This window comes from Mycobacterium sp. (genome assembly GCF_019247615.1).
In the GTDB taxonomy this organism is placed as follows: Bacteria; Actinomycetota; Actinomycetes; order Mycobacteriales; family Mycobacteriaceae; genus Mycobacterium.
The window spans coordinates 1-21,950 of sequence record NZ_JAFBAT010000257.1; the positions used below are offsets into that span (position 1 = coordinate 1).

Consider the following 21,950-nt stretch of genomic DNA (forward strand, 5'->3'; position numbering starts at 1 on the left):
GATCCCGGTCAGGCCTTCGGGTAGTCGTCGCGAAGCCAAGCGCTTGCCGGCCTCGTCCATCAAGAACACGTCGTGATGGTCTTCGGCCCAATCGTCGCCCACGAAGATCATCGATCACCACCTTTCCTCGCTGTTCATCTTCATCGAGCCCGAGGACACTCGGCGGCGACCTAATGGATCAGTGCTCGATCGGACGGCACGACATCCCAGTAGCGCTACAAGCGACCTCACCGAAACTGACCGGGGCACGATCTAGAATTAGAAATCGCAATGACTTCGGGCGGAGCACAGTGCTCACCGACCAGCGGCTCAGTGATCAGCCTCCCGCGATAACGACCACACCTGTCAACGGCACGCCGATCGATCCCCATTAGGCGGGGGCGGCGGTTGGCCGGTCAGCCGCCCGGAGCGGGACCCGGGCCCTGTGGGCCGATGCAGATGATCGTGCAGCCGGGCAGTCGCGTCGTTTGCGGTTGCTGCAACTGGAGGCCCCACGGGTCCCACGGCTGGGAGACGCTGGGCTGCGGGCTCAGGTCGATCAGCGGTGTCCGCGCAAACGGATCGTCCGACGGCAGCCCGATGACGTTCATCGGAAGGTTCGGCCCGAGGCCCTCGGGATGCTCGTCGTGCGCGTTGCCGAGCGGCGGCGGGGGTCCGGTCAGCGGCGGCAGGTCGACCGGGACCACGCCGGTCGCGTACGCCGCCGCCCAACCCAGCACGTTCTGCGCGTATGCCATCGAGTTGTTGTAGCGCAGGATCGCGGCCATGACCTGCGACGGATCGCGCAGGTTGAGACCACCGCTGCACAGGTAGCGGGCGGCCGCCAGCGCGGAGTCGAACAGGTTCTGCGGATCGGGTGCGCCGCCGCCGGTGCCGTCGGCGGCGTATCGCGCCCAGGTGCCGGGCAAGAACTGCATCGGCCCCATCGCCCGCGCATACGTCGGGCGATTGCCCACGCTGCTTTGCAGGATCACCTCGTTACCCGGCAGCGAGCCGTCCAGCACGGGACCGTAGATGGGGACGACCGCGGTTCCCCGTGCGTCGACGGCGCCGCCGCCCGCGTGGCCCGACTCGATGCGGCCGATCCCGGCCAGCAGGTTCCAGCTGACGCCGCAGCCCGGCGCCGCGACGGCCATTCGCTGTTCCGCAGTGCGGTAGGCCGCCAGCGCGATCGACGGAATGCCGAGCGCGCCGGGCACATTCACCACCATCGGGGGTGGCGGCGCGACCGATGCGCCCTGGGCGACGTGGAATGCTGTCGGTGCGCGCCCTGCGGCGATCACGGCCGGGCCGCTGAGGTCGGGGATGGCGGGCGAAACCGCGGCCACCGGGGCGATGGCCGTACGCACGGGCGCAACCTGTCCGTGGACCGGCGCGACGTGTCCGTGCAAGGAGGGGCCGGCGCCGCCGACCGCGCCGGCGAACACCAGGGGAGCGATCACGGCAACGGGGAAGACAGGTGTCCGTGTTACGCCGGATGAGCGGTGCCGAGCCGCCGCGGCGACGACGCGTGCACCCCAGCGTCCCCCAATGCGCACTGGCCCGTCCTTAAGGTCGGGAAGCAATTAGCTCAGGCTTCGTGAACCAGATCACAATACATAACCCTCGTGACGGGAGTGGCGCAATAGCTGAATTGGTAATTAGCGGGATTTCTTGGCCGTCCGCTCCAGGGCGTCATTCGTCCGTGGGGCCTCCCCGTCCGTGCTCTCCGGCTGCAACGCGGTCAACATCGTGCGGAGATCCTCCAGCTCGTGGCGCAGGTATTCACGGGTGACTACCTCGCCGACGGCCAGCCGCAACGCCGCCAGCTCGCGGGCCAGAAACTCCGTGTCCGCCTTCGTCTGTGAGGCGCGGCGCCGATCCTCCTCGAGCGCGACCCGGTCCCGATTCTCCTGACGATTCTGGGCGAGCAGGATCAACGGCGCGGCATAGGCGGCCTGGGTGGAGAACGCCAGGTTGAGCAGGATGAACGGGTAGGGGTCCCAGCGCAGGCTTACCGCGCAGATGTTCAGCCCGATCCAGGCCAGCACCACAATCGTCTGAATCAGCAGGTAGCGGCCGGTGCCGAAGAACCGCGCGATGGACTCGGTAATCTGCCCGACGGCCTCGGGATCCACGCGGGGCGAGTACCGCCGCGAGGTCCGCGGGGTGTACAGGCGTCGTGGTGCCGTGGATTTGTTCACCCGGATCCTCCCAATCCTCCGAGCCGGCCGGCGACGTCCAGCTGCTGCACGTCCACCCGCCAGTCGTGCGGGAGCAAGTGATCGAGCAGGTCGTCCACCGTCACCGCTCCCAACAGGTGGTTCTGGTCGTCGAGCACCGGCCCGCACACCAGGTTGTACGCGGCGAGGTAGCGGGTCACCGCGCCCAGCGGGGTCTCCGGCGTGAGGGTGAGCAGGTCGCTGTCGACGATCCCGCCGACCAGTTCGCCAGGCGGCTCGCGCAGCAGTCGCTGCAGCGAGACGCAGCCCAGGTAGCGGCCGGTGGGAGTCGCGGTCGGCGGCCGGGCCACAAACACCATGGACGACAACGCCGCGGTCAGATCGGGATCGCGGATCCGTGCCAGCGCCTCGGCAACGGATGTGTCGGGCGTCAACACCACCGGGTCCGAGGTCATCAAGCCGCCCGCGGTGTCGGGGGAGTGAGTCAGCAGCCGCCGCACGGGGGCGGATTCTCCAGGGTCCATTCGCGTCAGCAGCATCTCGGCGTCCGTGGGATTCAACACCCCGAGCAGGTCGGCGGCGTCGTCGGGATCCATCTCCTCGAGCACGTCGGCCGATCGGTCGGTGCCAAGGTGCGAGAGCACGTCGGCCTGATCCAGCTCCGGCAGCTCCTGCAGAATGTCGGCCAGCCGGTCGTCGTCGAGCGCCTTGAGCACCTCGTAGCGCCGCTTCGGCGGCAGACCGCGGATCGCGTCGGCCACGTCCACCGCCTTGCGCCCTTCGAACTGCTCGAGCAGCTGTGCCACCCCCTGGTCGGGCAGCGCCAGCGCCGACGGGGTCAGACCATGCACGTTCTGCCAGTCGACGACGTGCACGGGGCCGCGCCGCCGCAGCAGTCGTTGGGTGCGGACGGCAACCCGGGTCACCAGCCAGTCCCGCGTCCGGGTCTGTTCGATTCCCAGGTCGGTGATGACCACGTCCACGCCGTCGATCTCCGGCAGCGCGGGGTCTTTGACCCTGACCATGGTGTCGAGCACCTGGCCGATCGCCAGCACCTCGCCGGGCCGCTGTTCGAAGTGCCGCAAGGACACGCTGCCCGTGTTGAGCGTCACGGCGTCGGGCTCGATGGCGGCGACGCGCAGGATCGGAATGAAGACACTGCGGCGGGTCGCCAGATCGACGATCAATCCCAGGACCCGCGGTTGCTGCCGGACGATGCTGATGCTGATCACGACATCGCGGACGCGCCCGAACGATTCGCCCATGGGTCCCAACACCAACATCCGCGCGAGCCGCGCGACGTAGACCCTGTTGACCCTGTTAACCGACGTCATGTGGCAGAGCCTAGGCAGTCCGGGCGGCCTGGGCGCGGACGGCAGGTGACCGGGGTGTCGGTCGCGGCTAACCCGAATGGACCGCGAAGATCGCGACGACCAGCACCACGATCAGCGTCGCGACGCCGATCACCATGCCCGCGACGGCCACGGCGTAGCCATCTTGGTGGGTCCGCTTGATCTGGTTGAGTGCGAGGGCGCCGACGACGATGGCCACGATCGCGCCGACGCAGCAGAACACGCCGGCGAACGACGAGATCAGCGAGGCGATCGCCAGTCCGTTCATGCCGGTTCGCAGAGCTCCGGCGTCGCCCCAGCCGCCCGGATAGGTCGGGTAGCCGTAGTCGTCCGGGAAGCCCGGCCGGGTCGGATAACCGGGATGGACGGGATAGCCGGGGTGGACCGGATAGCCGGGAAGAACCGGATAGCCGGGAAGAACCGGATAGTCGGGACGAACCGGATAGCCGGGAGGGGCCGGGTACCCCGGGGGCGGGTAGGGGGGCCCCGACGGATCCCAGGGGGCCATCCACTCCGGCCGCACCGGCTCCCGGCCGCCGTGGGCAACCTCGCCGAAGCCACCCTCGGGAGCTGACACGGTGTTCAAACTAGACGATCAGAGGGTGGCCCCAAGATGAGACCATGGCGACCGGAGACGCCGAGCTGGAGGACAAGCCGAGCTGGAGGAGAATGAGCGTCAAATGACTAATCCTTTTCAGCCCGGACAGGTTCCCGGCGCCACCCCCGCTGGCGGGGCGGCCGGCCGGCGCGGTGTGCCCGCACTGCCGACACCACCCAAGGGGTGGCCCGTGGGGTCTTATCCCACCTACGCCGAGGCGCAGCGCGCCGTCGACTATCTGTCCGATCAACAGTTCCCCGTGCAACAGGTGACGATCGTCGGCGTCGACCTCATGCAGGTCGAGCGAGTGACCGGAAGGCTGAGCTGGCCCAAGGTGCTCGGCGGCGGCATTCTCAGCGGGGCCTGGCTGGGCTTGTTCATCGGGTTGGTGCTCGGGTTCTTCAGCCCCAACCCCTGGGCGGCGCTGGCCACCGGTCTGGTCGCCGGGGTGTTCTTCGGCTTGATCACCTCCGCGGTGCCCTATGCAATGGCCCGCGGCACAAGGGATTTCAGCTCGACCATGCAGTTGGTCGCCGGCCGTTATGACGTGCTGTGCGATCCGCAAAACGCGGAGAAGGCGCGCGACCTGCTCGCACGCCTGGCGATCTGACGCTTGCGTGTGACTCGTTGGCGCACGCGCCGAGTGGGCGCGGTCTTGCTGGCGACGCTGACCATCGCGGCCCCGTCGTCGGCCTGCGGATCGGGCGACACGGGTCTGGTGATCAGCTTCTACACCCCGGCCACCGACGGCCCGACATTCGCCGCCGTCGCCCGGGACTGCACCCGGCAACTCGGCGGGCGCTTCACCATCCAGCACGTGAGCCTGCCCAGAGCGCCCGGCGAGCAGCGGCTGCAGCTGGCGCGGCGGCTGAGCGCTCGCGACCGCGGCCTCGACGTGATGGCGCTGGACGTGGTGTGGACCGCGGAGTTCGCCGAAGCGGGCTGGGCGCTCCCGCTGTCCGACGACCCGGCGAAGCTGGCCGAGGCCGACGCCACGGCCGACACACTGCCGGGCCCGCTCGCGACGGCCGGTTGGAAGCACCGCTTGTATACCGCACCGGTGACCACCAATACCGAGTTGCTCTGGTATCGAGCCGATTTGGTGACGCAACCACCGCAAGACTGGGATGGGATGCTGGCCACGGCCGCGGAACTGCAGTCCACGGGGCAGCCCGGCGAGATCGCCGTGCAGGCCAACGAGGGCGAGGGTCTGGTGGTGTGGTTCAACACGCTGCTGGTCAGCGCCGGCGGTCAGGTGCTTTCCGAGGACGGCCGGCACGTCACCCTGACCGACTCGCCCGCGCACCGGGCCGCCACCGTCAACGCCCTGCGAATTCTCAAGGCGGTGGCCACCGCACCGGGGGCCGATCCGTCGATCACCCGCACCGACGAGGGCACCGCCCGGCTGGCCGTCGAACAGGGCAAGGCCGCGCTCGAGGTCAACTGGCCGTATGTGCTGGCCTCCATGCTGGACAACGCGGTCAAGGGCGGCGTGCCCTTCCTACCGCTGAACCGGGACCCGGCGCTGGCCGGCAGCGTCAACGACGTCGGCGCATTCGTGCCCGACGATGAGCAATTCCGCATCGCCTACGACGCCAGCCGGCGGGTGTTCGGCTTCGCGCCGTACCCTGGCGTGGCGGCGGGCAGGCCCGCCAAGGTGACGATCGGCGGGCTGAACCTCGCGGTGGCCAGCACCACTCGCCATCGCGCCGAGGCGTTCGAAGCGGTCCGCTGCCTGCGCAGCCGAAACAGCCAGAAGTACGTCTCGATCCAGGGCGGCCTGCCGCCGGTGCGCGGATCCCTATACTCCGACCCGCAATTCCAGGCGAAGTACCCGATGCACACCGTCATCCGCCAGCAGCTCATCGACGCCGCCGTGCGGCCGGCGACCCCTGTGTATCAGGCGGTGTCGCTGCGGCTTTCGTCCGTGCTGAGCCCGATCACGAAGATCGACCCGGACCGCACGGCCGACGAGCTGGCCGCGCAGGTGCAAAAGGCCATCGACGGCAAGGGGCTGTTGCCGTGACGGGGCTGTCCGAACGGCGACTGGGGCTGCTGCTGGTGGCGCCGGCGGCGACGCTGATGCTGGCCGTAACCGCTTACCCCATCGGCTACGCGGTGTGGCTTAGCCTGCAGCGCAACAACTTCGCCACCCCCGACGACACCGCGTTCGTCGGCTGGAGCAATTACCAGACGATCCTGACCGACCGCTATTGGTGGACGGCGCTGGCCGTGACACTGGGAATCACGGTGGTTTCGGTGTCGGTCGAGTTCGTGCTGGGCGTGACGTTGGCGCTGGTGATGCACCGCACCCTCGTCGGCAAGGGTCTGGTGCGCACCGCGGTGCTCATTCCCTACGGAATCGTGACGGCGGTCGCCTCGTACAGCTGGTATTACGCGTGGACGCCCGGGACCGGCTATCTGGCGAACCTGCTTCCGCACGGCAGCGCGCCGCTGACCGAGCAGATGCCGTCGCTGGGAATCGTCGTGATCGCCGAGGTCTGGAAGACCACGCCGTTCATGTCGCTGCTGCTACTGGCCGGGCTGGCGCTGGTGCCCGAGGACCTGCTGAAAGCCGCGCAGGTGGACGGGGCCGGCGCCTGGCGCCGGCTGACGCGGATCATCCTGCCGATCATCAAGCCTGCGGTCGTGGTGGCGCTGCTGTTCCGGACGCTGGATGCCTTCCGCATCTTCGACAACATCTACGTGCTGACCAACGGGAACAACAACACCCAGTCGGTGTCAATCCTGGGTTACGACAATCTGTTCAAAGGCTTCAATGTGGGATTGGGGTCGGCGATCAGTGTGCTGATCTTCGTCTGCGCGGGCATCATCGCGCTGGTCTACATCAAGGTCTTCGGCGTCACTTCGTCGGCAGCCGGGGGTGACCCCGATGGCCGCTGACCGGAGTGGCGAGCAGGGTGGCTCGGCCAAGGGAGGCGCGCCCAAGGGGAGCGCAGCCAAGGGGGCCGCGGGGCGTGCCACGGTGTGGGCCGTGGTCGACACCCTGGTCGTGGCGTACGCGCTGGTGCCGGTGCTGTGGATTCTCAGCCTTTCGCTCAAGCCGACGTCAACGATCAAGGACGGCAACCTGATTCCGTCATCGGTCACCCTCGACAACTACCGCGGCATCTTCCGCGGCGACATCTTCGCCTCGGCGCTGATCAACTCGATCGGGATCGGCTTGATCACCACCGCGATCGCGGTGGTGCTCGGCGCGATGGCGGCCTACGCGGTCGCCCGGCTCAGCTTCCCCGGCAAGCGGGTGCTGGTGGGCGCCGCCCTGCTGATCACGATGTTCCCGGCGGTCTCGCTGGTCACCCCGTTGTTCAACATCGAACGCCGGCTCGGTCTCTTCGACACCTGGCCGGGATTGATCCTGCCCTACATCACTTTCGCGTTGCCCCTTGCCATCTACACGCTGTCGGCGTTCTTCCGGGAGATCCCGTGGGATCTGGAGAAGGCGGCCAAGATGGACGGCGCCACCCCGGGACAGGCGTTCCGCAGGGTGATCGTGCCGCTGGCGGCGCCCGGCCTGGTGACCGCGGCGATCCTGGTGTTCATCTTCGCCTGGAACGACCTGCTGCTGGCGCTGTCCCTGACCGCCACGAAGGCGGCGGTCACCGCGCCCGTCGCGATCGTGAGCTTCACCGGCAGTTCACAGTTCGAGGAGCCCACGGGATCGATCGCCGCCGGTGCCATGGTGATCACGGTGCCGATCATCATCTTTGTTCTAATCTTCCAACGACGTATTGTCGCCGGGTTGACCTCTGGCGCTGTGAAGGGATAGCGCGATGGCCGAAATTGTGTTGGACCACGTCAACAAGAGTTACCCCGACGGCGCGACGGCGGTGCAGGACCTCAGCATCACCATCGCCGACGGCGAGTTCCTGATCCTCGTGGGCCCCTCGGGTTGCGGCAAGACAACGACGCTGAACATGATTGCGGGCCTTGAGGATATCTCGTCGGGCGAATTGCGCATCGACGGAGAACGGATGAACGAGAAGGCGCCCAAGGACCGCGACATCGCGATGGTGTTCCAGTCCTACGCGCTGTACCCGCACATGACGGTGCGGCAGAACATCGCCTTCCCGCTGACGCTGGCGAAGATGAAGAAGAGCGAGATCGCCCGCAAAGTGGAGGAAACCGCCAAAACCCTTGACCTGACGGATCTTCTGGACCGTAAGCCCTCCCAGTTGTCGGGTGGCCAGCGACAGCGGGTCGCGATGGGCCGGGCGATCGTGCGTCACCCCAAGGCGTTCCTGATGGACGAGCCGCTGTCCAACCTGGATGCCAAGCTGCGCGTGCAGATGCGCGGCGAAATCGCCCGCCTGCAGCGAAGGTTGGGCACCACGACGGTCTACGTCACCCATGACCAAACCGAGGCCATGACGCTGGGCGATCGCGTGGTGGTGATGCACTCCGGCGTGGCCCAGCAGATCGGCACGCCCGACGAACTCTACGAGCGTCCCGCCAACCTGTTCGTCGCCGGGTTCATCGGCTCGCCGGCCATGAACTTCTTCCCGGCGACGCTGACGCCGACCGGTCTGACGCTGGCCTTCGGCGAGGTGATGCTGACGCCGGAGGTCCAACACGTGATCGCGCAGCACCCGAAGACCGACAACATCATCGTCGGGGCGCGCCCCGAGCACCTCGCCGACGCGGCCCTCGTCGACGGCTACCAGCGCATCAAAGCGCTGACCTTCGAGGTGAACGTCGACCTGGTCGAGTCGCTGGGCGCCGACAAGTACGTCTACTTCACCACCGCGGGCCCGGCGGTGCACTCGGCGCAGCTCGACGAGTTGGAGGCCGAGGGGGAAGTGCACGAAAACCAGTTCATCGCAAGGGTTCCCCCCGAGTCGAAGGCGGCCATCGGGCAGTCGCTCGAGTTGGCCCTCGACACGACGAAGCTGGCCGTCTTCGATGGCGACTCTGGGGCGAACCTCACCATCGCGCCGGAATAGCCGGTCTAACGGCCGCCAGATGCAAGAGCTCCCGACACGCCGAAGAATTGGCAGCCTCTGCGTCTGCTCGCGCCTAAAAGGCTAGAGCCAGTTGACCTTTCGGAAGCTGAAGTACAGGGCCAGGCAGGAGCCGACCATGACGGCGATTACCACCGGGTAGCTCCACTGCCACTTCAGTTCCGGCATGAACTGAAAGTTCATGCCGTAGATGCCCGCGATCATCGTCGGCACCGCGATGATCCCGGCCCAGGCCGAGATCTTGCGCATGTCGGAGTTCTGCTGCATGCCCACCCGGGCCAGCGCCGCCTGGATGAGCGAATTCAGCATCTCGTCGTAGCTGCCGATGTGCTCCGCAGCCTCGGCATGGTGATCGGCGAGGTCGCGCATATAGCGCCGCACTTCCTTCGAGATCAGGTCCTTGTTTTCGTGCTGTATCCGCTGGAACGCGCCGGACAGCGGGTTGACGCACCGGCGCAGCTCGACGACCTCGCGCTTGAGCAGGTAAATCGGTTCGACGTCGACCTTGCTGCCCGGCGCGAACGCCACTTCCTCGATGGCGTCGATGTCGGCTTCCACCAGATGACTCACCTCGAGGTAGTGGTTCACCACGTCGTGGGCGATGGCATGCATGACCACGTACGGTCCCAGGCACAACTGCTCGGGGTCGGCGTCCATCCGCTTGCGTACCTCGGACAGTCCGCCGTGTTCGCCATGGCGCACGGTGACGACGAAGTCCTTGCCGACGAAGACCATGATCTCGCCGGTTTCGACGATCTGGCGGGCCTGGGTCACCGATTCGTGCGGGACGTAGTTGACGGTCTTGAGAACGAGGAACAGGGTGTCGTCGTAGCGCTCCAGCTTGGGGCGTTGATGCGCGCACACGGCGTCCTCGACGGCCAACGGGTGCAGCCCGAAAACATCCGCCACCTCTTGCATTTCGGCCTGGTTCGGTTCCCGCAGGCCGACCCAGACGAACCCCTGGTGCCCGAGGAATTCGATCTCGCGCACTTTGGTCAGCGCCGCGGCGTAGCTCAATGTGCCGGGTAGCCGGTGGCCTTCGGCGTAGACCGCGCAGTCGACCAATGCCTTGCGAGGCGCAGGCGGGGCGGCGGGTGGGTCCGGTTCGTGCGTCCGACGTGCGAGCGGTCGCAGCACTTCGGGCAATGCGTCAGGCCCTGGAAACACCTTCACCTCCGGTCGCAGCGCAGGTTCGCCAAAGCGGTGCTCAATGCTACGCGTCCTGGTGAAACACGGAATGAAAAGCCGGTCCGGGGCTGGTCCGGGGGTCTCGGGCCGACAGGCGTGCGCTAGTTTCGAGACCGAAAAATGCTGACCTTCTCCATAAGGAGCCAACCGACGTGAGCTCAAGTCCAGTCAAGGTCGCCGTCACCGGCGCCGCCGGCCAAATCGGCTATAGCCTGTTGTTCCGCCTGGCGAGCGGTGCATTGCTCGGGCCGGACCGCCCGATCGAACTGCGCCTGCTCGAGATAGAGCCGGCACTCAAAGCGCTCGAGGGTGTCGTGATGGAGCTCGACGACTGCGCGTTCGGCCTGCTGGCGGGCGTCGAGATCGGCGCCGACCCGAACCAGATCTTCGACGGCGTGAACTTGGCCCTGCTCGTCGGCGCCCGGCCGCGCACCAAGGGCATGGAGCGCGGGGACCTGCTGGAGGCCAACGGCGCGATCTTCACCGCTCAGGGCAAGGCCCTCAACTCGGTGGCCGCCGATGATGTGCGCGTCGGCGTGACGGGCAACCCGGCCAACACCAACGCGCTGATCGCGATGAGCAACGCGCCCGACATCCCGCGGGAGCGGTTCTCCGCGCTCACCCGCCTCGACCACAACCGGGCGATTTCGCAGCTGGCCAAGAAGACGGGCGCCGCGGTCACCGACATCAAGAAGATGACGATCTGGGGCAATCACTCGGCCACCCAATACCCGGACGTGTTCCACGCCGAGGTCGGCGGCAAAAACGCGGCCGAGGTGGTGGGCGACCAGGCCTGGATCGAGAACGACTTCATCCCGACCGTCGCCAAGCGCGGCGCGGCGATCATCGACGCGCGCGGCGCCTCGTCGGCCGCCTCGGCCGCGTCGGCGACCATCGACGCCGCCCGCGACTGGCTGCGCGGCAGCCCCGACGGCGACTGGGTGTCGATGGCCGTCATCTCCGACGGTTCCTATGGCGTGCCCGAGGGGCTGATCTCCTCCTTCCCGGTGACGACCAAGGACGGCAACTGGAAGATCGTGCAGGGGCTGGAGATCGACGAGTTCTCCCGCGGCCGGATCGACGCCTCGACCGCCGAGCTGGCCGACGAGCGCAACGCGGTCACCGAGCTCGGGCTGATCTGAGGCCATGCCCGCTGCCGTCGCGATCGCCTCCCACACCTCCGGGTGATCAGGCCGGCCGCTCTGCTGCTGGCCGCGCTGCTTGCGCTTGCGGGGTGTGGCGACCGCCGTCCCGCTCCGGAGCTGGTGGTCGGGTCCCGGCCGGACTCCGAATCGGTGCTGCTGGCCGCGATCTATGTGGCGGCGCTGCGGTCCTACGGCTTCGCGGCGCGACCGGACACCGCGGCCGAGCCGATGGCGAAGCTGGACTCGGGCGAATTCACCGTCGTGCCCGTATTCACCGGGCAGACGCTGCGGCGCCTGCAGCCCGGCGCCGGGGCGTCTTCGGGCGCCCTGTCCGACACGCAGGTCTACCGGGCGATGATCGCGGCGCTGCCCGAGGGCGTTTTGGCGGGCGACTACACCACCGCCGCCGAAGACAAGCCCGTGCTCCTGGTCACGCCGGCCACCGCCAAGGACTGGGGTGGTCAGGGCACGAGCGCTGACCTGAGCCTGCTGCTCAAACACTGTGACGGGCTGGCGATCGGGGCGGTCACCGGGTTCGAGGCCCCGTCGTCGGTGGGCTCCTGCCGGCTGCCCGCCCCGCGCGAATTCCCCAATGCGCCAGCGGTTTTCGACGCTGTTCGGACCGGGCAGCTGACGGCGGGGTGGACCACCACTGCCGACCCCGGCATTCCGCCCGACCTGGTTTCGCTGGCCGACGGCAAACCGTCGCTGATACCGGCGGAGAACGTGGTGCCGCTGTATCGCCGCAACGCGCTGAGCGATCGTCAACTGCTGGCAGTCAACGAAGTGGCCGGTGTCCTGGACACCGCCGCCCTGGCCGACATGCGCCGCCAGGTGGCCGGCGGTGCCGACCCGCAGGCGGTCGCGGGCGGATGGTTGGCCGAACATCCGCTGGGCCGCTGACGCGTCAGGGCTTGGGCATTATCCGGCCCACGACGGATCCGAAGAGCTGCTGGTAGTAGGGGCCGGCCACGCGCACCATGGCGTCCAAGATCTTGGCGTCGGTGCCGACGAGCACCCGGGCCTTCTTCTTGCGCACGGCCTCGAGGATGACCTGCGCGGCCCGCTGCGGGCTGGTCCTGGCCAGCCGCTTGTCGAACAGCTTGGCCATTTCGTCGCGGTCGAGTCCCTCGGCGGCGGTGGCGTTGCGGGCGATCGCGGTCTTGATGCCCCCGGGGTGCACGGTGGTCACCGCGACCGGGTGGCGGGCCAGCACCATCTCCTGGCGCAGGGCCTCGGTGAAGCCCCGGACCGCGAACTTGGCCGAGTTGTAGGCCGCCTGCCCGGGCACCGAAAACAGCCCGAACACGCTCGAGATGTTGACGATGTGGCCGTCGCCGGAGGCGATCACGTGCGGGAGGAACGCCTTGGTGCCGTTCACGACGCCCCAGAAGTCGACGTCCATCACCCGTTCGATGTCCTTGAACTGGCTGATCTCCACGTCGCCCGTGAAGGCGATGCCGGCGTTGTTGTAGATCTGGTTGACCTTGCCGAAGTGCTCGTTGACCGCGTCGGCGTAGGCCAGGAAGGCCTCCCGCTCGGTCACGTCGAGCCGGTCCGCCTTGAACTGCGCTCCGATGGCCGTCAACTGCTCCTCGGTTTGCGCCAGGCCTTCGGTGTCGACGTCGCTGATCGCCACCTTGGCGCCCGAGCGGGCCAGCTCGATCGCCAGCGCCTGCCCGATACCCGAACCGGCGCCGGTGACCGCGGCGACCTTGCCGGCGAACCCCTGCATGCGCAGCCTCCTTGTCGTTTGCTTCCGTCGAGGCTAGCCGGTGCCCCGAATACCGCTCTGCCAGAGGGGTCGTTGGGATACTCTCGGCCCGCGACCAGCATCAGCAGTTGACCGCAGAGGAGCGACCGCTGAGGTGAACGAGAATCCGCGCGCCGACGTTGTCTCCCGCCAGTACGAGCGGTGGCGCTACCCGCGACCCATCGAGGATCTCGAGGCGTTGCCCGACGGCCAGTGGTTTTGGTTCGATCCTTCCCACTTCCACCGGATGTTGTGGCCGGACAGGGATTACAAAGCCGATCTCGATATCTTGATCGCGGGTTGCGGCACCAACCAGGCGGCGCTCTTCGCGCACCGAAACCCCGGCGCCAAGGTCGTCGGGGTCGACATCAGTCAGCCGTCGCTGGATCATCAGCAGTACCTGAAGGACAAGCACGGGCTGTGGAACCTGGAGCTGCATCTGCTTCCGGTCGAAGAGGTATCAACGCTGGGCGAGGACTTCGACCTGATCGTCTCGACCGGCGTGTTGCACCACCTGGCCGACCCGCTGGTCGGGATGAAAGCGCTCGGCGGCTGCCTGCGGCGCAACGGCGCCATCGGCCTGACGCTTTATTCGAAATACGGCCGAACCGGAGTCGAGATGCTCCAATCCGTCTTTCGCGACATGGGGCTGCGCCAAGACGATGCGTCGGTCCGGATAGTCAAAGAGGCGATCTCGGTGCTACCCGCGGAGCACCCTCTGCGCACCTATTTCAAAGCCGAGGGCGACTGGGAATTGCAATTCGATGCCGCCGTGGTGGACACGTTTCTGCACGGCCGCGACCGTAGCTATGACGTCGACGACTGCCTCGATCTGGTCGCTTCGGCGGGGCTGGAATTTCAGGGATGGCTCGTCAATAGGCCGTATTATCCGCACGACTGGTTCCTGCCGGGAACCCCGGCCCATGGCGCCGTAAGCGCATTGTCCGAGCGGCAGCTTTGGTCGGTGATGGAACGCCTCCACATTATGGCCGCCTGCCATTTCTTCATGGCTTGCCGTCCGGATCGGCCCCAACAGGGTTACCGGATCGATTTCTCGGCCGAGGCCGCACGCGAGTACGTCCCGATGATGCGTTTGCAGTGCGGTCTGGCAGGAGCCGACATCGTCAGACCCGGTGGGTGTTTGACGCTCAACTCGGCGCAACTGCCCTTCGTGCAGCACGTCGACGGTCGACGCTCGATTCGCGAGATCGCCGAACTTGTGGCGCAAACGGGGACGCGGCGCGGGGAGCAGGCCGAGGTGGAGAAATTTGGCCGCAAGCTATTTCAGTCGCTGTGGAGGCACGATTTTCTGGCGATGGGCCTCGACGCCGTCCGGGATTGATTGGGGGCGTGGGGACTAGCTCGCAATAGCGCCGCGGACGAGGGAGATCTGGGTTACTCTCAGCCCGAGCGAGCCTCGTCAACGGTTGACGGCAAAGGAGCCAGCACTGCAATGAGCGACGATCCGCGCGCCGACGTTGTTTCGCGTCAGTACGAGCGGTGGAGGTATCCGCAGCCCGTATTGGATCTCGACGAATGGTCCGTCGACAATTGGCAGTGGTTTGACCCGTTTCACGCGCACCGGGTTTTATGGCCCGACCGGGAATACAAGCCCGATATGGACATTCTGATCGCCGGCTGCGGCACCAACCAGGCGGCAATGTTCGCGTACACCAACCGTGACGCGAAAGTGGTGGCGGTCGATGTGAGCCAGCCGTCTTTGGATCATCAGCAGTATCTGAAGGACAAGCACGGGTTGTTCAACCTGGAGCTGCATCTACTTCCGATCGAAGAGCTGCCGTCGCTGGGTCAGGAATTCGACCTCGTGGTGTCGACCGGAGTCTTGATGGTCATGGCCGATCCGCTCGTCGGCATGAAAGCGATCGGTAGCTGCCTGCGGCCCCACGGCGTCGCGGCCATCATGCTATATGCGAAATACGGCCGGCTCGGAGTTGAGATGTTGCAATCGGCCTTTCGCGACATGGGGCTGCGCCAAGATGATGCCTCGGTCCAAATAGTCAAAGAGGCGATTTCGGTGCTGTCGCCGGATCATCCCATCCAGAGCTATCTGAGAATATCCGGCTCGGAGGATTTGCAGTTCGACACCGGCCTCGTGGACACATTCCTGCACGGCCGCGACCGTAATTACACCGTTGACCAGACTATTGATCTGGTCACCTCGGCCGGACTGGAGTTTCAGGGCTGGCTGCTCAAGGCGCCGTATTACCCACACGAAATGTTTTCGCCGCCGAGCGGATTCTATCCGGCCGTCGATGCGCTGCCGGAGGCGAAGATCTGGTCGGTGATGGAACGTGTCCAGAGCGTGAACGCCTGCCATTTTTTCATGGCCTGTCGTCCGGAACGGCCGAAAGAGAGCTACGTGATTGACTTTTCGGCGGAGGGCTCCGTCGATTATGTTCCGATTTATCGCATGCGTTGCGGTTTTAACGGTTCGGCGATTTTCCGGCCCGATTGGAGCTTGGGCCTCAACGCCGCTCAGTTGCCCTTTGTACAACACATCGATGGCAGCAGCACGATCGGCGAGATCGCGCAGCGGGTGGCGGAAACCGGGATGCGCCGAGGGGATTCGGCTGAGCTGGAAAGGTTCGGCCGCAAGCTGTTTCAGTCGCTGTGGCGTCTCGATTTTCTGGCCATGGGTCTGAACCCGGATCAGGCGGTTAAGGCCCGTGCCAAACGGAAAACCACATGAGGCCTTGATCAAACAGTCGACAGCAAGGGAGCAACGCTGAAGTGACCGAGGACCCGCGCGCTGATGTCGTCACCCGCCAGTACGAGCGGTGGAAGTATCCCTTGCCCATTCAGGACCTCGAGGGATGGGTCCTGGACAACTGGGAGTGGTTCGACCCGTTGCATGCTCACCGCGTCTTGTGGCCGGACCGGGAGTACAAGCCCGACCTCGATATCCTGATCGCCGGTTGCGGCACCAACCAGGCGGCGATTTTCGCCTACACGAACCCCACCGCCAGGGTGGTCGCCATCGACATCAGCCAGCCTTCGCTGGACCATCAGCAATATCTGAAAGACAAGCACGGGCTGTGGAACCTGGACTTGCGTCTGCTGCCCATCGAGGAGGCGTCGTCGCTGGGAAGCGAGTTCGATCTCATCGTGTCGACCGGCGTTTTGCATCACCTGGCAGATCCGAACGCGGGCATGAAGTCGCTCGCGGGCTGCCTGGCGCAGGACGGCGCGCTGGGAGTCATGCTTTACGCACGCTATGGCCGACTGGGTGTCGAGATGCTGGAATCCGTCTTTCGCGAGATGCAACTGCGTCAAGACGACGCCGGGGTCCAGATAGTCAAAGAGACGATGGCGGTGCTGCCCCCGGAGCATCCCGTGCAGAGCTATTTGCGAATAGCGCGGGATTTGCAGGCTTCCGACGCCGGGCTGGTGGACACGTTCCTGCACGGGCGGCAGCGCAGCTACACCATCGAAGAGTGCATCGAGCTGGTCAGTTCGTCCGGGCTCGAATTTCAGGGACTGCTCCTCAAGGCGCCGTACTACGCACATGAGATGTTCACCCCGTCGAACGCGTTCTACCGTGCCGTAAACGAGTTGCCCGAGCACAAGGTGTGGTCGGTGATGGAGCGAATCCACTCAATGAACGGCTGCCATTTTTTCATCGCCTGCCGCCCCGATCGGCCGAAAGAGTCCTACACCATTGATTTTTCGACCGACGCCGCTCTTGACTACATTCCGATGATGCGCATGCGGTGTGGTTTGAACGGTAACGAGCTGTTCCGGTCGGATTGGAGCATGCCTCTGAGCGCCGCCCAGCTGCCCTTTGTGCAGGCCGTCGACGGTCGTCGCACGATTCGCGAGATCGCCGAGCGCGCGGCGCAGATGGAGTCGCGACGAGCGCCCGCTTCCGAGGTCGAGAAGTTCGCGCGCAAGCTGTTTCAGTCGCTGTGGCGTCTTGATTTCCTCGCCATGGGCCTGGAGCGAGTTCGCAACCAATAGTCTCGCTCGCGCCGTTGCCGGCGTTCGCCGTCGCCGCGCTAGGCCCGATTGCGCGGCTCCTTGCTCGCGCCGTTGCCGGCGCTCGCCGTCGCCGCGCTAGGCAAACGCTGTGTCGAGGATCTCCTGCTGCTCCACGGCGTGCACCTTCGACGACCCCGACGACGGCGCCGACATCGCCCGGCGCGAGATGCGCTTGAGCCCGGTCAGCTTGTCCGGCAACAACTCCGGCAGCTCCAGCCCGAATCGCGGCCAGGCACCCTGGTTGGCGGGTTCCTCCTGCACCCAGAAGAACTCGCCGACGTTCGGGTAGCGGTCCAGCGTCTCGCCCAGCCGGCGCTTCGGCAGCGGGGCGAGCTGCTCGATGCGCACGATGGCGACGTCCTCGCGGTTTTCCTTGGCCTTGCGCGCCGCCAGCTCGTAGTAGATCTTGCCGCTAGTCAGCAGGACCCGGCGGACCTTGCTCCGGTCGCCGGTGCCCTCCTCGTAGGTGGGCTCCTCGAGCACCGAGCGGAACTTGATCTCGGTGAAGTCCCGGATGTCGCTGACCGCGGCCTTGTTGCGCAACATCGACTTCGGCGTGAACACGATCAGCGGGCGCTGGATGCCGTCAAGCGCGTGCCGGCGCAACAGGTGGAAGTAGTTCGATGGCGTCGACGGGACGGCGATCGTCATCGATCCCTCCGCCCACAGCTGCAGGAAGCGTTCGATGCGCGCCGAGGTGTGGTCGGGGCCCTGCCCCTCATGGCCGTGCGGCAGCAGCAGCACCACGTTGGACAGCTGGCCCCACTTGGCCTCACCCGAGCTGATGAACTCGTCGATGATCGATTGCGCGCCGTTGACGAAGTCGCCGAACTGCGCCTCCCACAGCACCAGGGCGTCCGGGTTGCCCACGGTGTAGCCGTACTCGAAGCCGACGGCGGCGTACTCCGACAGCGGTGAGTCGTAGACCAGGAACTTGCCCCCGGTCGGCGTGCCGTTGGCGTTGGTCGCCAGCAGTTGCAGTGGCGTGAACTCTTCGCCGGTGTGGCGGTCGATGATCACCGAGTGCCGCTGGGAGAAGGTGCCGCGCCTGGTGTCCTGCCCGGAAAGCCGCACCAGCTTGCCCTCGGCGACCAGCGAACCCAGTGCCAACAGCTCGCCGAAGGCCCAGTCGATCTTGCCCTCGTAGGCCATCTCCCGGCGCCTTTCCAGCACCGGCTGCACGCGCGGGTGCGGGGTGAAACCCTCGGGCAGGGCCAGGAACGCGTCGCCGATGCGGGCCAGCAGCGACTTGTCGACCGCGGTGGCCAGGCCCGCGGGCACCGGTTGGTCGGCCTCGACCGATTCGCTGGGCTGCACGCCGTGCTTCTCGAGTTCACGGACCTCGTTGAACACCCGCTCCAGCTGGCCCTGGTAGTCGCGCAGCGCGTCCTCCGCTTCCTTCAGTGAGATGTCGCCGCGGCCGATGAGGGCCTCGGTGTAGCTCTTGCGCGCGCCGCGCTTGGTGTCGACGACGTCGTACATGGACGGATTCGTCATCGAGGGGTCGTCGCCCTCGTTGTGCCCGCGCCGCCGGTAGCAGAGCATGTCGATGACGACGTCCTTCTTGAACTCCTGCCGGAAGTCCACGGCCAGCTTCGCCACCCACACACAGGCTTCTGGGTCGTCGCCGTTGACGTGGAAGATCGGCGCGCCGACCATCTTGGCGACGTCCGTGCAGTATTCGCTGGACCGGGAATACTCCGGCGCCGTGGTGAACCCGATCTGGTTGTTGACGATGATGTGGATGGTGCCGCCGACGCGGTAGCCGGGAAGGTTCGCCAGGTTCAGCGTCTCGGCGACCACGCCCTGCCCGGCGAAGGCGGCGTCACCGTGCAGCATCATCGGAACCACCGAGAAGGCCTTCTCGCCGCCGTGGTCCCCTCGGTCCTCAGACCCCCTGTTCAGCAGGTCCTGCTTGGCCCGGACCAGGCCCTCCAGCACCGGGTCCACGGCCTCGAGGTGCGACGGGTTCGCTGTCAGCGACACCTGAATGTCGTTGTCGCCGAACATCTGCAGGTACACGCCGGTAGCACCGAGGTGGTACTTGACGTCGCCGGACCCGTGCGCCTGGGAGGGGTTGAGGTTGCCCTCGAACTCACTGAAGATCTGCGAGTAGGGCTTGCCCACGATGTTGGCCAGCACGTTGAGCCGGCCGCGGTGCGGCATCCCGATGACCACTTCGTCGAGGCCGTGCTCGGCGCACTGGTCGATCGCCGCGTCCATCATGGGAATCACGCTTTCGGCGCCTTCCAGCGAAAAGCGTTTCTGCCCAACATATTTGGTCTGCAGGAACGTTTCGAACGCTTCTGCGGCGTTGAGCCGGCTCAGGATGTATTTCTGCTCGGCCACGGTCGGTTTGGCGTGCTTGGTCTCGACCCGCTCCTGTAGCCACTGCTGCTGCTCGGGCTCGAGGATGTGGGTGTACTCCACGCCGACGTGGCGGCAGTAGGCGTCGCGCAGCAGGCCCAGCACGTCGCGCAGCTTCTTGTACTCGCAGCCGGCGAAGCCGTTGACCTTGAACACGCGGTCGAGGTCCCACAGCGTCAGCCCGTGGGTGAGCACCTCGAGGTCGGGGTGGCTGCGGAACCGGTTTCCGTCCATGCGCAGCGGGTCGGTGTCCGCCATCAGGTGGCCGCGGTTGCGGTAGGCCGCGATGAGCTCCATGACCCGGGCGTTCTTGTCGACGATCGAGTCGGGGTTGTCCGTGCTCCAGCGAACCGGCAGATACGGATTGCCGAGTTCGCGGAAGATCTCGTCCCAGAAGTCGTCGGACAGCAGCATCTCGTGGATCGCGCGCAGGAAATCGCCGGATTCCGCGCCCTGGATGATGCGGTGGTCGTAGGTCGAGGTCAAGGTGATCAGTTTGCCGATCCCGAGTTCGGCGATGCGCTCCTCGCTTGCGCCCTGGAACTCGGCGGGGTACTCCATCGCGCCGACGCCGATGATGGCGCCCTGGCCGGCCATCAGTCGCGGCACCGAGTGCACCGTACCGATGGTGCCGGGGTTAGTCAGCGAAATCGTCACGCCCGCAAAATCTTCCGCGGTCAGCTTGCCGTCACGGGCCCGACGGACGATGTCTTCGTACGCGGTGACGAACTGCGCGAAGCGCAATTCCTCGCAACGCTTGATGCCGGCCACCACCAGCGAACGCTTGCCGTCTTTGCCCTGCAGGTCGATCGCCAGGCCGAGGTTCGTGTGGGCGGGCGTGACCACGGTCGGCTTGCCGTCGACCTCGGCGTAGTGCCGGTTCATATTCGGGTACTTCTTGACGGCCTGGACCAGCGTATAGCCCAGCAGATGGGTGAAGGAGATCTTGCCGCCGCGGTTTCGCTTGAGCTGGTTGTTGATGACGATGCGGTTGTCGATCAGCAGCTTCGCGGGAATGGCGCGGACGCTGGTAGCCGTCGGCACGTCCAGCGACGCCGACATGTTCTTGACGACGGCCGCGGCGGCGCCGCGCAGCACCTGCAACTCGTCGCCGTCGGCGGGCGGGGGAGTGGGCGCTTTGGGCTGCTTGGCGGGTTCGGCCGCGGCGGCGGGCGGCTCGGCCGCCGTGGGCGGCTCGGCCGGTGCGGGCGTTGCGGGCCGGACGGGCGCGGCGGGCGCCGCGGATTGGCCGTCGGGCGCCGGAGTGCTGGACGCTGTTTCGGTGGTCGCCTCGGGGTTGTAGTCGACCAGGAACTCGTGCCAGCTCGGATCGACCGAGGAGGGGTCGTCGCGGAACTTGCGGTACATCTCTTCGACAAGCCATTCGTTTTGCCCGAATGGCGAACTGATGTTGCTCACGGCCGCTGTTCGCCTCGATCCTTTTGCCCTGCAGGCCCGATCAACCCTCTGGCGCGGCGCCTGCGCCCTTCGTCACGTTTCCGCCCATAAAGGCTAACCTCTCCCCGGGAGTTCGCGAGCCTGACCGGGTCAGGCGGCCGGTTGCTAGCCGGGTTCGTGGACCGGCGGCAACAGGCGCAGCATGCCGGGCCAGCGCGTCGGCGGGGTGCCGAATGCCTCCCGGGCGTTGCGGACGATCTTTTTGCCCGCCATCCGGTTGCCCGCGCCGCCGACCACGGCACCGAGGCCGACCGGCAGCATCTTGCCGAACATCATTGCGCCGCGTCGCACTGTGTAGCGCTTGACGACGAACCTGAGCATCCGGGTGTTGAACCGCGCCAGCGTCGGCAGGGGCAGCGAGGCCATGCCTTCGGCCAGCCAGCCGCCGTTGGTGCGGGCCGGGCCGATCAGTTCGCCGAGGGCACGCCGGCTGTCGTCGCCGACCAGGATGGCGAGCACCAGCGCGCGGCGCCGTTCGCGGTGGTCGACGGGCACGTTGTAGACCACGGCCTTCGCCAGCACGAACAACGCCGTTGCCTCGACGAAGAAGACGATCTCCCCGGCGCCGGCGGACAACGCCGTCAGTGTCCCCACACCGGGGAACGTCGCGGCCGAACCGACCGCGGCGCCGCTGGCCGTCAGTGCGGCCAGATAGCGCTTTTCCAGCTTGGCGTCGATCTCGGCCGGGCTGGCCCCCGGGTGAGCCTGCCGGAGCCGCGCCACGTAGGCCTCGGCGGCGGGCCCGTTTATCCGCGAGCTGCGCTCGATGACCTGGGCCAGTGACCGCGTGGATGCCCTGGGCCGGCCACCCGTGGTGGTCGGCCCCTGTTCCGGTCTGGACATGTCCTTGTTACGTCGGGCCCGCATGCTTGGTTCTCCTGGCCTCTCCTGCCGAATGGCGTCTCTTCAGGCTAACGCGCCCGCGCGCCCAACCGCGTCACCCGGA

Annotated in this window: 18 protein-coding genes; 10 read left to right on the forward strand and 8 right to left on the reverse strand. The window is 66.6% G+C overall.

The window, feature by feature from the left end; all coding sequences use genetic code 11:
* Nucleotides 1–395 precede the first annotated feature (395 nt).
* The 4 genes from JO059_RS17490 to JO059_RS17505 form a co-directional block, all read right to left on the reverse strand.
* Nucleotides 396–1,538 carry a lytic murein transglycosylase gene (locus JO059_RS17490; RefSeq protein ID WP_293320926.1) on the reverse strand — a complete coding sequence of 381 codons (1,143 nt, stop codon included), beginning with the start codon at nt 1,536–1,538 and terminating at the stop codon, nt 396–398.
* 102 nt (nt 1,539–1,640) lie between these two features.
* Nucleotides 1,641–2,183 carry a DUF1003 domain-containing protein gene (locus tag JO059_RS17495; RefSeq protein ID WP_293320928.1) on the reverse strand — a complete coding sequence of 181 codons (543 nt, stop codon included), beginning with the start codon at nt 2,181–2,183 and terminating at the stop codon, nt 1,641–1,643.
* Nucleotides 2,180–3,496 carry a CBS domain-containing protein gene (locus JO059_RS17500; protein ID WP_293320930.1) on the reverse strand — a complete coding sequence of 439 codons (1,317 nt, stop codon included), beginning with the start codon at nt 3,494–3,496 and terminating at the stop codon, nt 2,180–2,182. Before JO059_RS17500 ends, JO059_RS17495 begins: the two co-directional genes overlap by 4 nt.
* Before the next feature lie 67 nt (nt 3,497–3,563).
* Nucleotides 3,564–4,100 carry a DUF4190 domain-containing protein gene (locus JO059_RS17505; RefSeq protein WP_293320932.1) on the reverse strand — a complete coding sequence of 179 codons (537 nt, stop codon included), beginning with the start codon at nt 4,098–4,100 and terminating at the stop codon, nt 3,564–3,566.
* Between the two features lie 94 nt (nt 4,101–4,194).
* Here JO059_RS17505 and JO059_RS17510 point away from each other — a divergent pair, with 94 nt between their 5' ends.
* From JO059_RS17510 to ugpC, 5 genes are read left to right on the forward strand one after another with little or no spacing between them, the layout of a single operon-like run.
* Complete coding sequence (locus tag JO059_RS17510) at nt 4,195–4,722, forward strand: general stress protein (RefSeq protein ID WP_293320934.1); 528 nt, start codon at nt 4,195–4,197, stop codon at nt 4,720–4,722.
* Nucleotides 4,723–4,725: 3 nt separating this feature from the next.
* Nucleotides 4,726–6,138: an extracellular solute-binding protein gene (locus JO059_RS17515; protein WP_293320936.1), complete on the forward strand. Its 1,413-nt coding sequence runs from the start codon at nt 4,726–4,728 to the stop codon at nt 6,136–6,138.
* Nucleotides 6,135–7,016 (forward strand): sugar ABC transporter permease, encoded by an 882-nt coding sequence (locus JO059_RS17520; RefSeq protein ID WP_293320938.1) that lies wholly within the window; start codon nt 6,135–6,137, stop codon nt 7,014–7,016. Before JO059_RS17515 ends, JO059_RS17520 begins: the two co-directional genes overlap by 4 nt.
* Nucleotides 7,006–7,902, forward strand: coding sequence for a carbohydrate ABC transporter permease (locus JO059_RS17525; RefSeq protein ID WP_293320940.1), 897 nt, complete (start codon nt 7,006–7,008; stop codon nt 7,900–7,902). Before JO059_RS17520 ends, JO059_RS17525 begins: the two co-directional genes overlap by 11 nt.
* A 4-nt stretch (nt 7,903–7,906) precedes the next feature.
* Nucleotides 7,907–9,076 carry a sn-glycerol-3-phosphate ABC transporter ATP-binding protein UgpC gene (ugpC, locus tag JO059_RS17530; protein ID WP_293320942.1) on the forward strand — a complete coding sequence of 390 codons (1,170 nt, stop codon included), beginning with the start codon at nt 7,907–7,909 and terminating at the stop codon, nt 9,074–9,076.
* Nucleotides 9,077–9,157: 81 nt separating this feature from the next.
* Here ugpC and corA read toward each other — a convergent pair whose 3' ends face one another.
* Nucleotides 9,158–10,261: a magnesium/cobalt transporter CorA gene (corA, locus tag JO059_RS17535; RefSeq protein ID WP_293320944.1), complete on the reverse strand. Its 1,104-nt coding sequence runs from the start codon at nt 10,259–10,261 to the stop codon at nt 9,158–9,160.
* Nucleotides 10,262–10,434: 173 nt separating this feature from the next.
* Between corA and JO059_RS17540 the strand changes: the two genes are divergently transcribed.
* Nucleotides 10,435–11,424 (forward strand): malate dehydrogenase, encoded by a 990-nt coding sequence (locus tag JO059_RS17540; RefSeq protein ID WP_293320946.1) that lies wholly within the window; start codon nt 10,435–10,437, stop codon nt 11,422–11,424.
* 42 nt (nt 11,425–11,466) lie between these two features.
* Nucleotides 11,467–12,330 carry a glycine betaine ABC transporter substrate-binding protein gene (locus tag JO059_RS17545; RefSeq protein WP_293320948.1) on the forward strand — a complete coding sequence of 288 codons (864 nt, stop codon included), beginning with the start codon at nt 11,467–11,469 and terminating at the stop codon, nt 12,328–12,330.
* A 4-nt stretch (nt 12,331–12,334) separates the two neighbouring features.
* On the opposite strand, the gene JO059_RS17550 is transcribed toward JO059_RS17545, so the two are convergent.
* Nucleotides 12,335–13,162, reverse strand: coding sequence for an SDR family oxidoreductase (locus tag JO059_RS17550; RefSeq protein WP_293320950.1), 828 nt, complete (start codon nt 13,160–13,162; stop codon nt 12,335–12,337).
* Nucleotides 13,163–13,295: 133 nt separating this feature from the next.
* Here JO059_RS17550 and JO059_RS17555 point away from each other — a divergent pair, with 133 nt between their 5' ends.
* From JO059_RS17555 to JO059_RS17565, 3 genes are all read left to right on the forward strand, one after another.
* Entirely contained in the window at nt 13,296–14,522 is a 1,227-nt protein-coding gene (locus tag JO059_RS17555) for a class I SAM-dependent methyltransferase (protein WP_293320952.1), read from the forward strand.
* Between the two features lie 111 nt (nt 14,523–14,633).
* Entirely contained in the window at nt 14,634–15,890 is a 1,257-nt protein-coding gene (locus JO059_RS17560) for a class I SAM-dependent methyltransferase (RefSeq protein WP_293320954.1), read from the forward strand.
* Nucleotides 15,891–15,931: 41 nt separating this feature from the next.
* Nucleotides 15,932–17,158 (forward strand): class I SAM-dependent methyltransferase, encoded by a 1,227-nt coding sequence (locus JO059_RS17565; protein WP_293320956.1) that lies wholly within the window; start codon nt 15,932–15,934, stop codon nt 17,156–17,158.
* Nucleotides 17,159–17,254: 96 nt separating this feature from the next.
* Here JO059_RS17565 and JO059_RS17570 read toward each other — a convergent pair whose 3' ends face one another.
* Complete coding sequence (locus JO059_RS17570) at nt 17,255–20,965, reverse strand: multifunctional oxoglutarate decarboxylase/oxoglutarate dehydrogenase thiamine pyrophosphate-binding subunit/dihydrolipoyllysine-residue succinyltransferase subunit (protein WP_293320958.1); 3,711 nt, start codon at nt 20,963–20,965, stop codon at nt 17,255–17,257.
* Nucleotides 20,966–21,109: 144 nt separating this feature from the next.
* Nucleotides 21,110–21,871 (reverse strand): hypothetical protein, encoded by a 762-nt coding sequence (locus tag JO059_RS17575; RefSeq protein ID WP_293320960.1) that lies wholly within the window; start codon nt 21,869–21,871, stop codon nt 21,110–21,112.
* Nucleotides 21,872–21,950: the final 79 nt, after the last annotated feature.

Excerpts from the sequence above, each read along its gene's own strand:
- ugpC (WP_293320942.1), top strand. The coding sequence starts at position 7,907 with ATGGCCGAAATTGTGTTGGACCACGTCAACAAGAGTTACCCCGACGGC.
- JO059_RS17525 (WP_293320940.1), top strand. The coding sequence starts at position 7,006 with ATGGCCGCTGACCGGAGTGGCGAGCAGGGTGGCTCGGCCAAGGGAGGC.
- JO059_RS17560 (WP_293320954.1), top strand. The coding sequence starts at position 14,634 with ATGAGCGACGATCCGCGCGCCGACGTTGTTTCGCGTCAGTACGAGCGG.
- JO059_RS17575 (WP_293320960.1), bottom strand. The coding sequence starts at position 21,871 with ATGCGGGCCCGACGTAACAAGGACATGTCCAGACCGGAACAGGGGCCG.
- JO059_RS17510 (WP_293320934.1), top strand. The coding sequence starts at position 4,195 with ATGACTAATCCTTTTCAGCCCGGACAGGTTCCCGGCGCCACCCCCGCT.
- JO059_RS17500 (WP_293320930.1), bottom strand. The coding sequence starts at position 3,496 with ATGACGTCGGTTAACAGGGTCAACAGGGTCTACGTCGCGCGGCTCGCG.
- JO059_RS17550 (WP_293320950.1), bottom strand. The coding sequence starts at position 13,162 with ATGCAGGGGTTCGCCGGCAAGGTCGCCGCGGTCACCGGCGCCGGTTCG.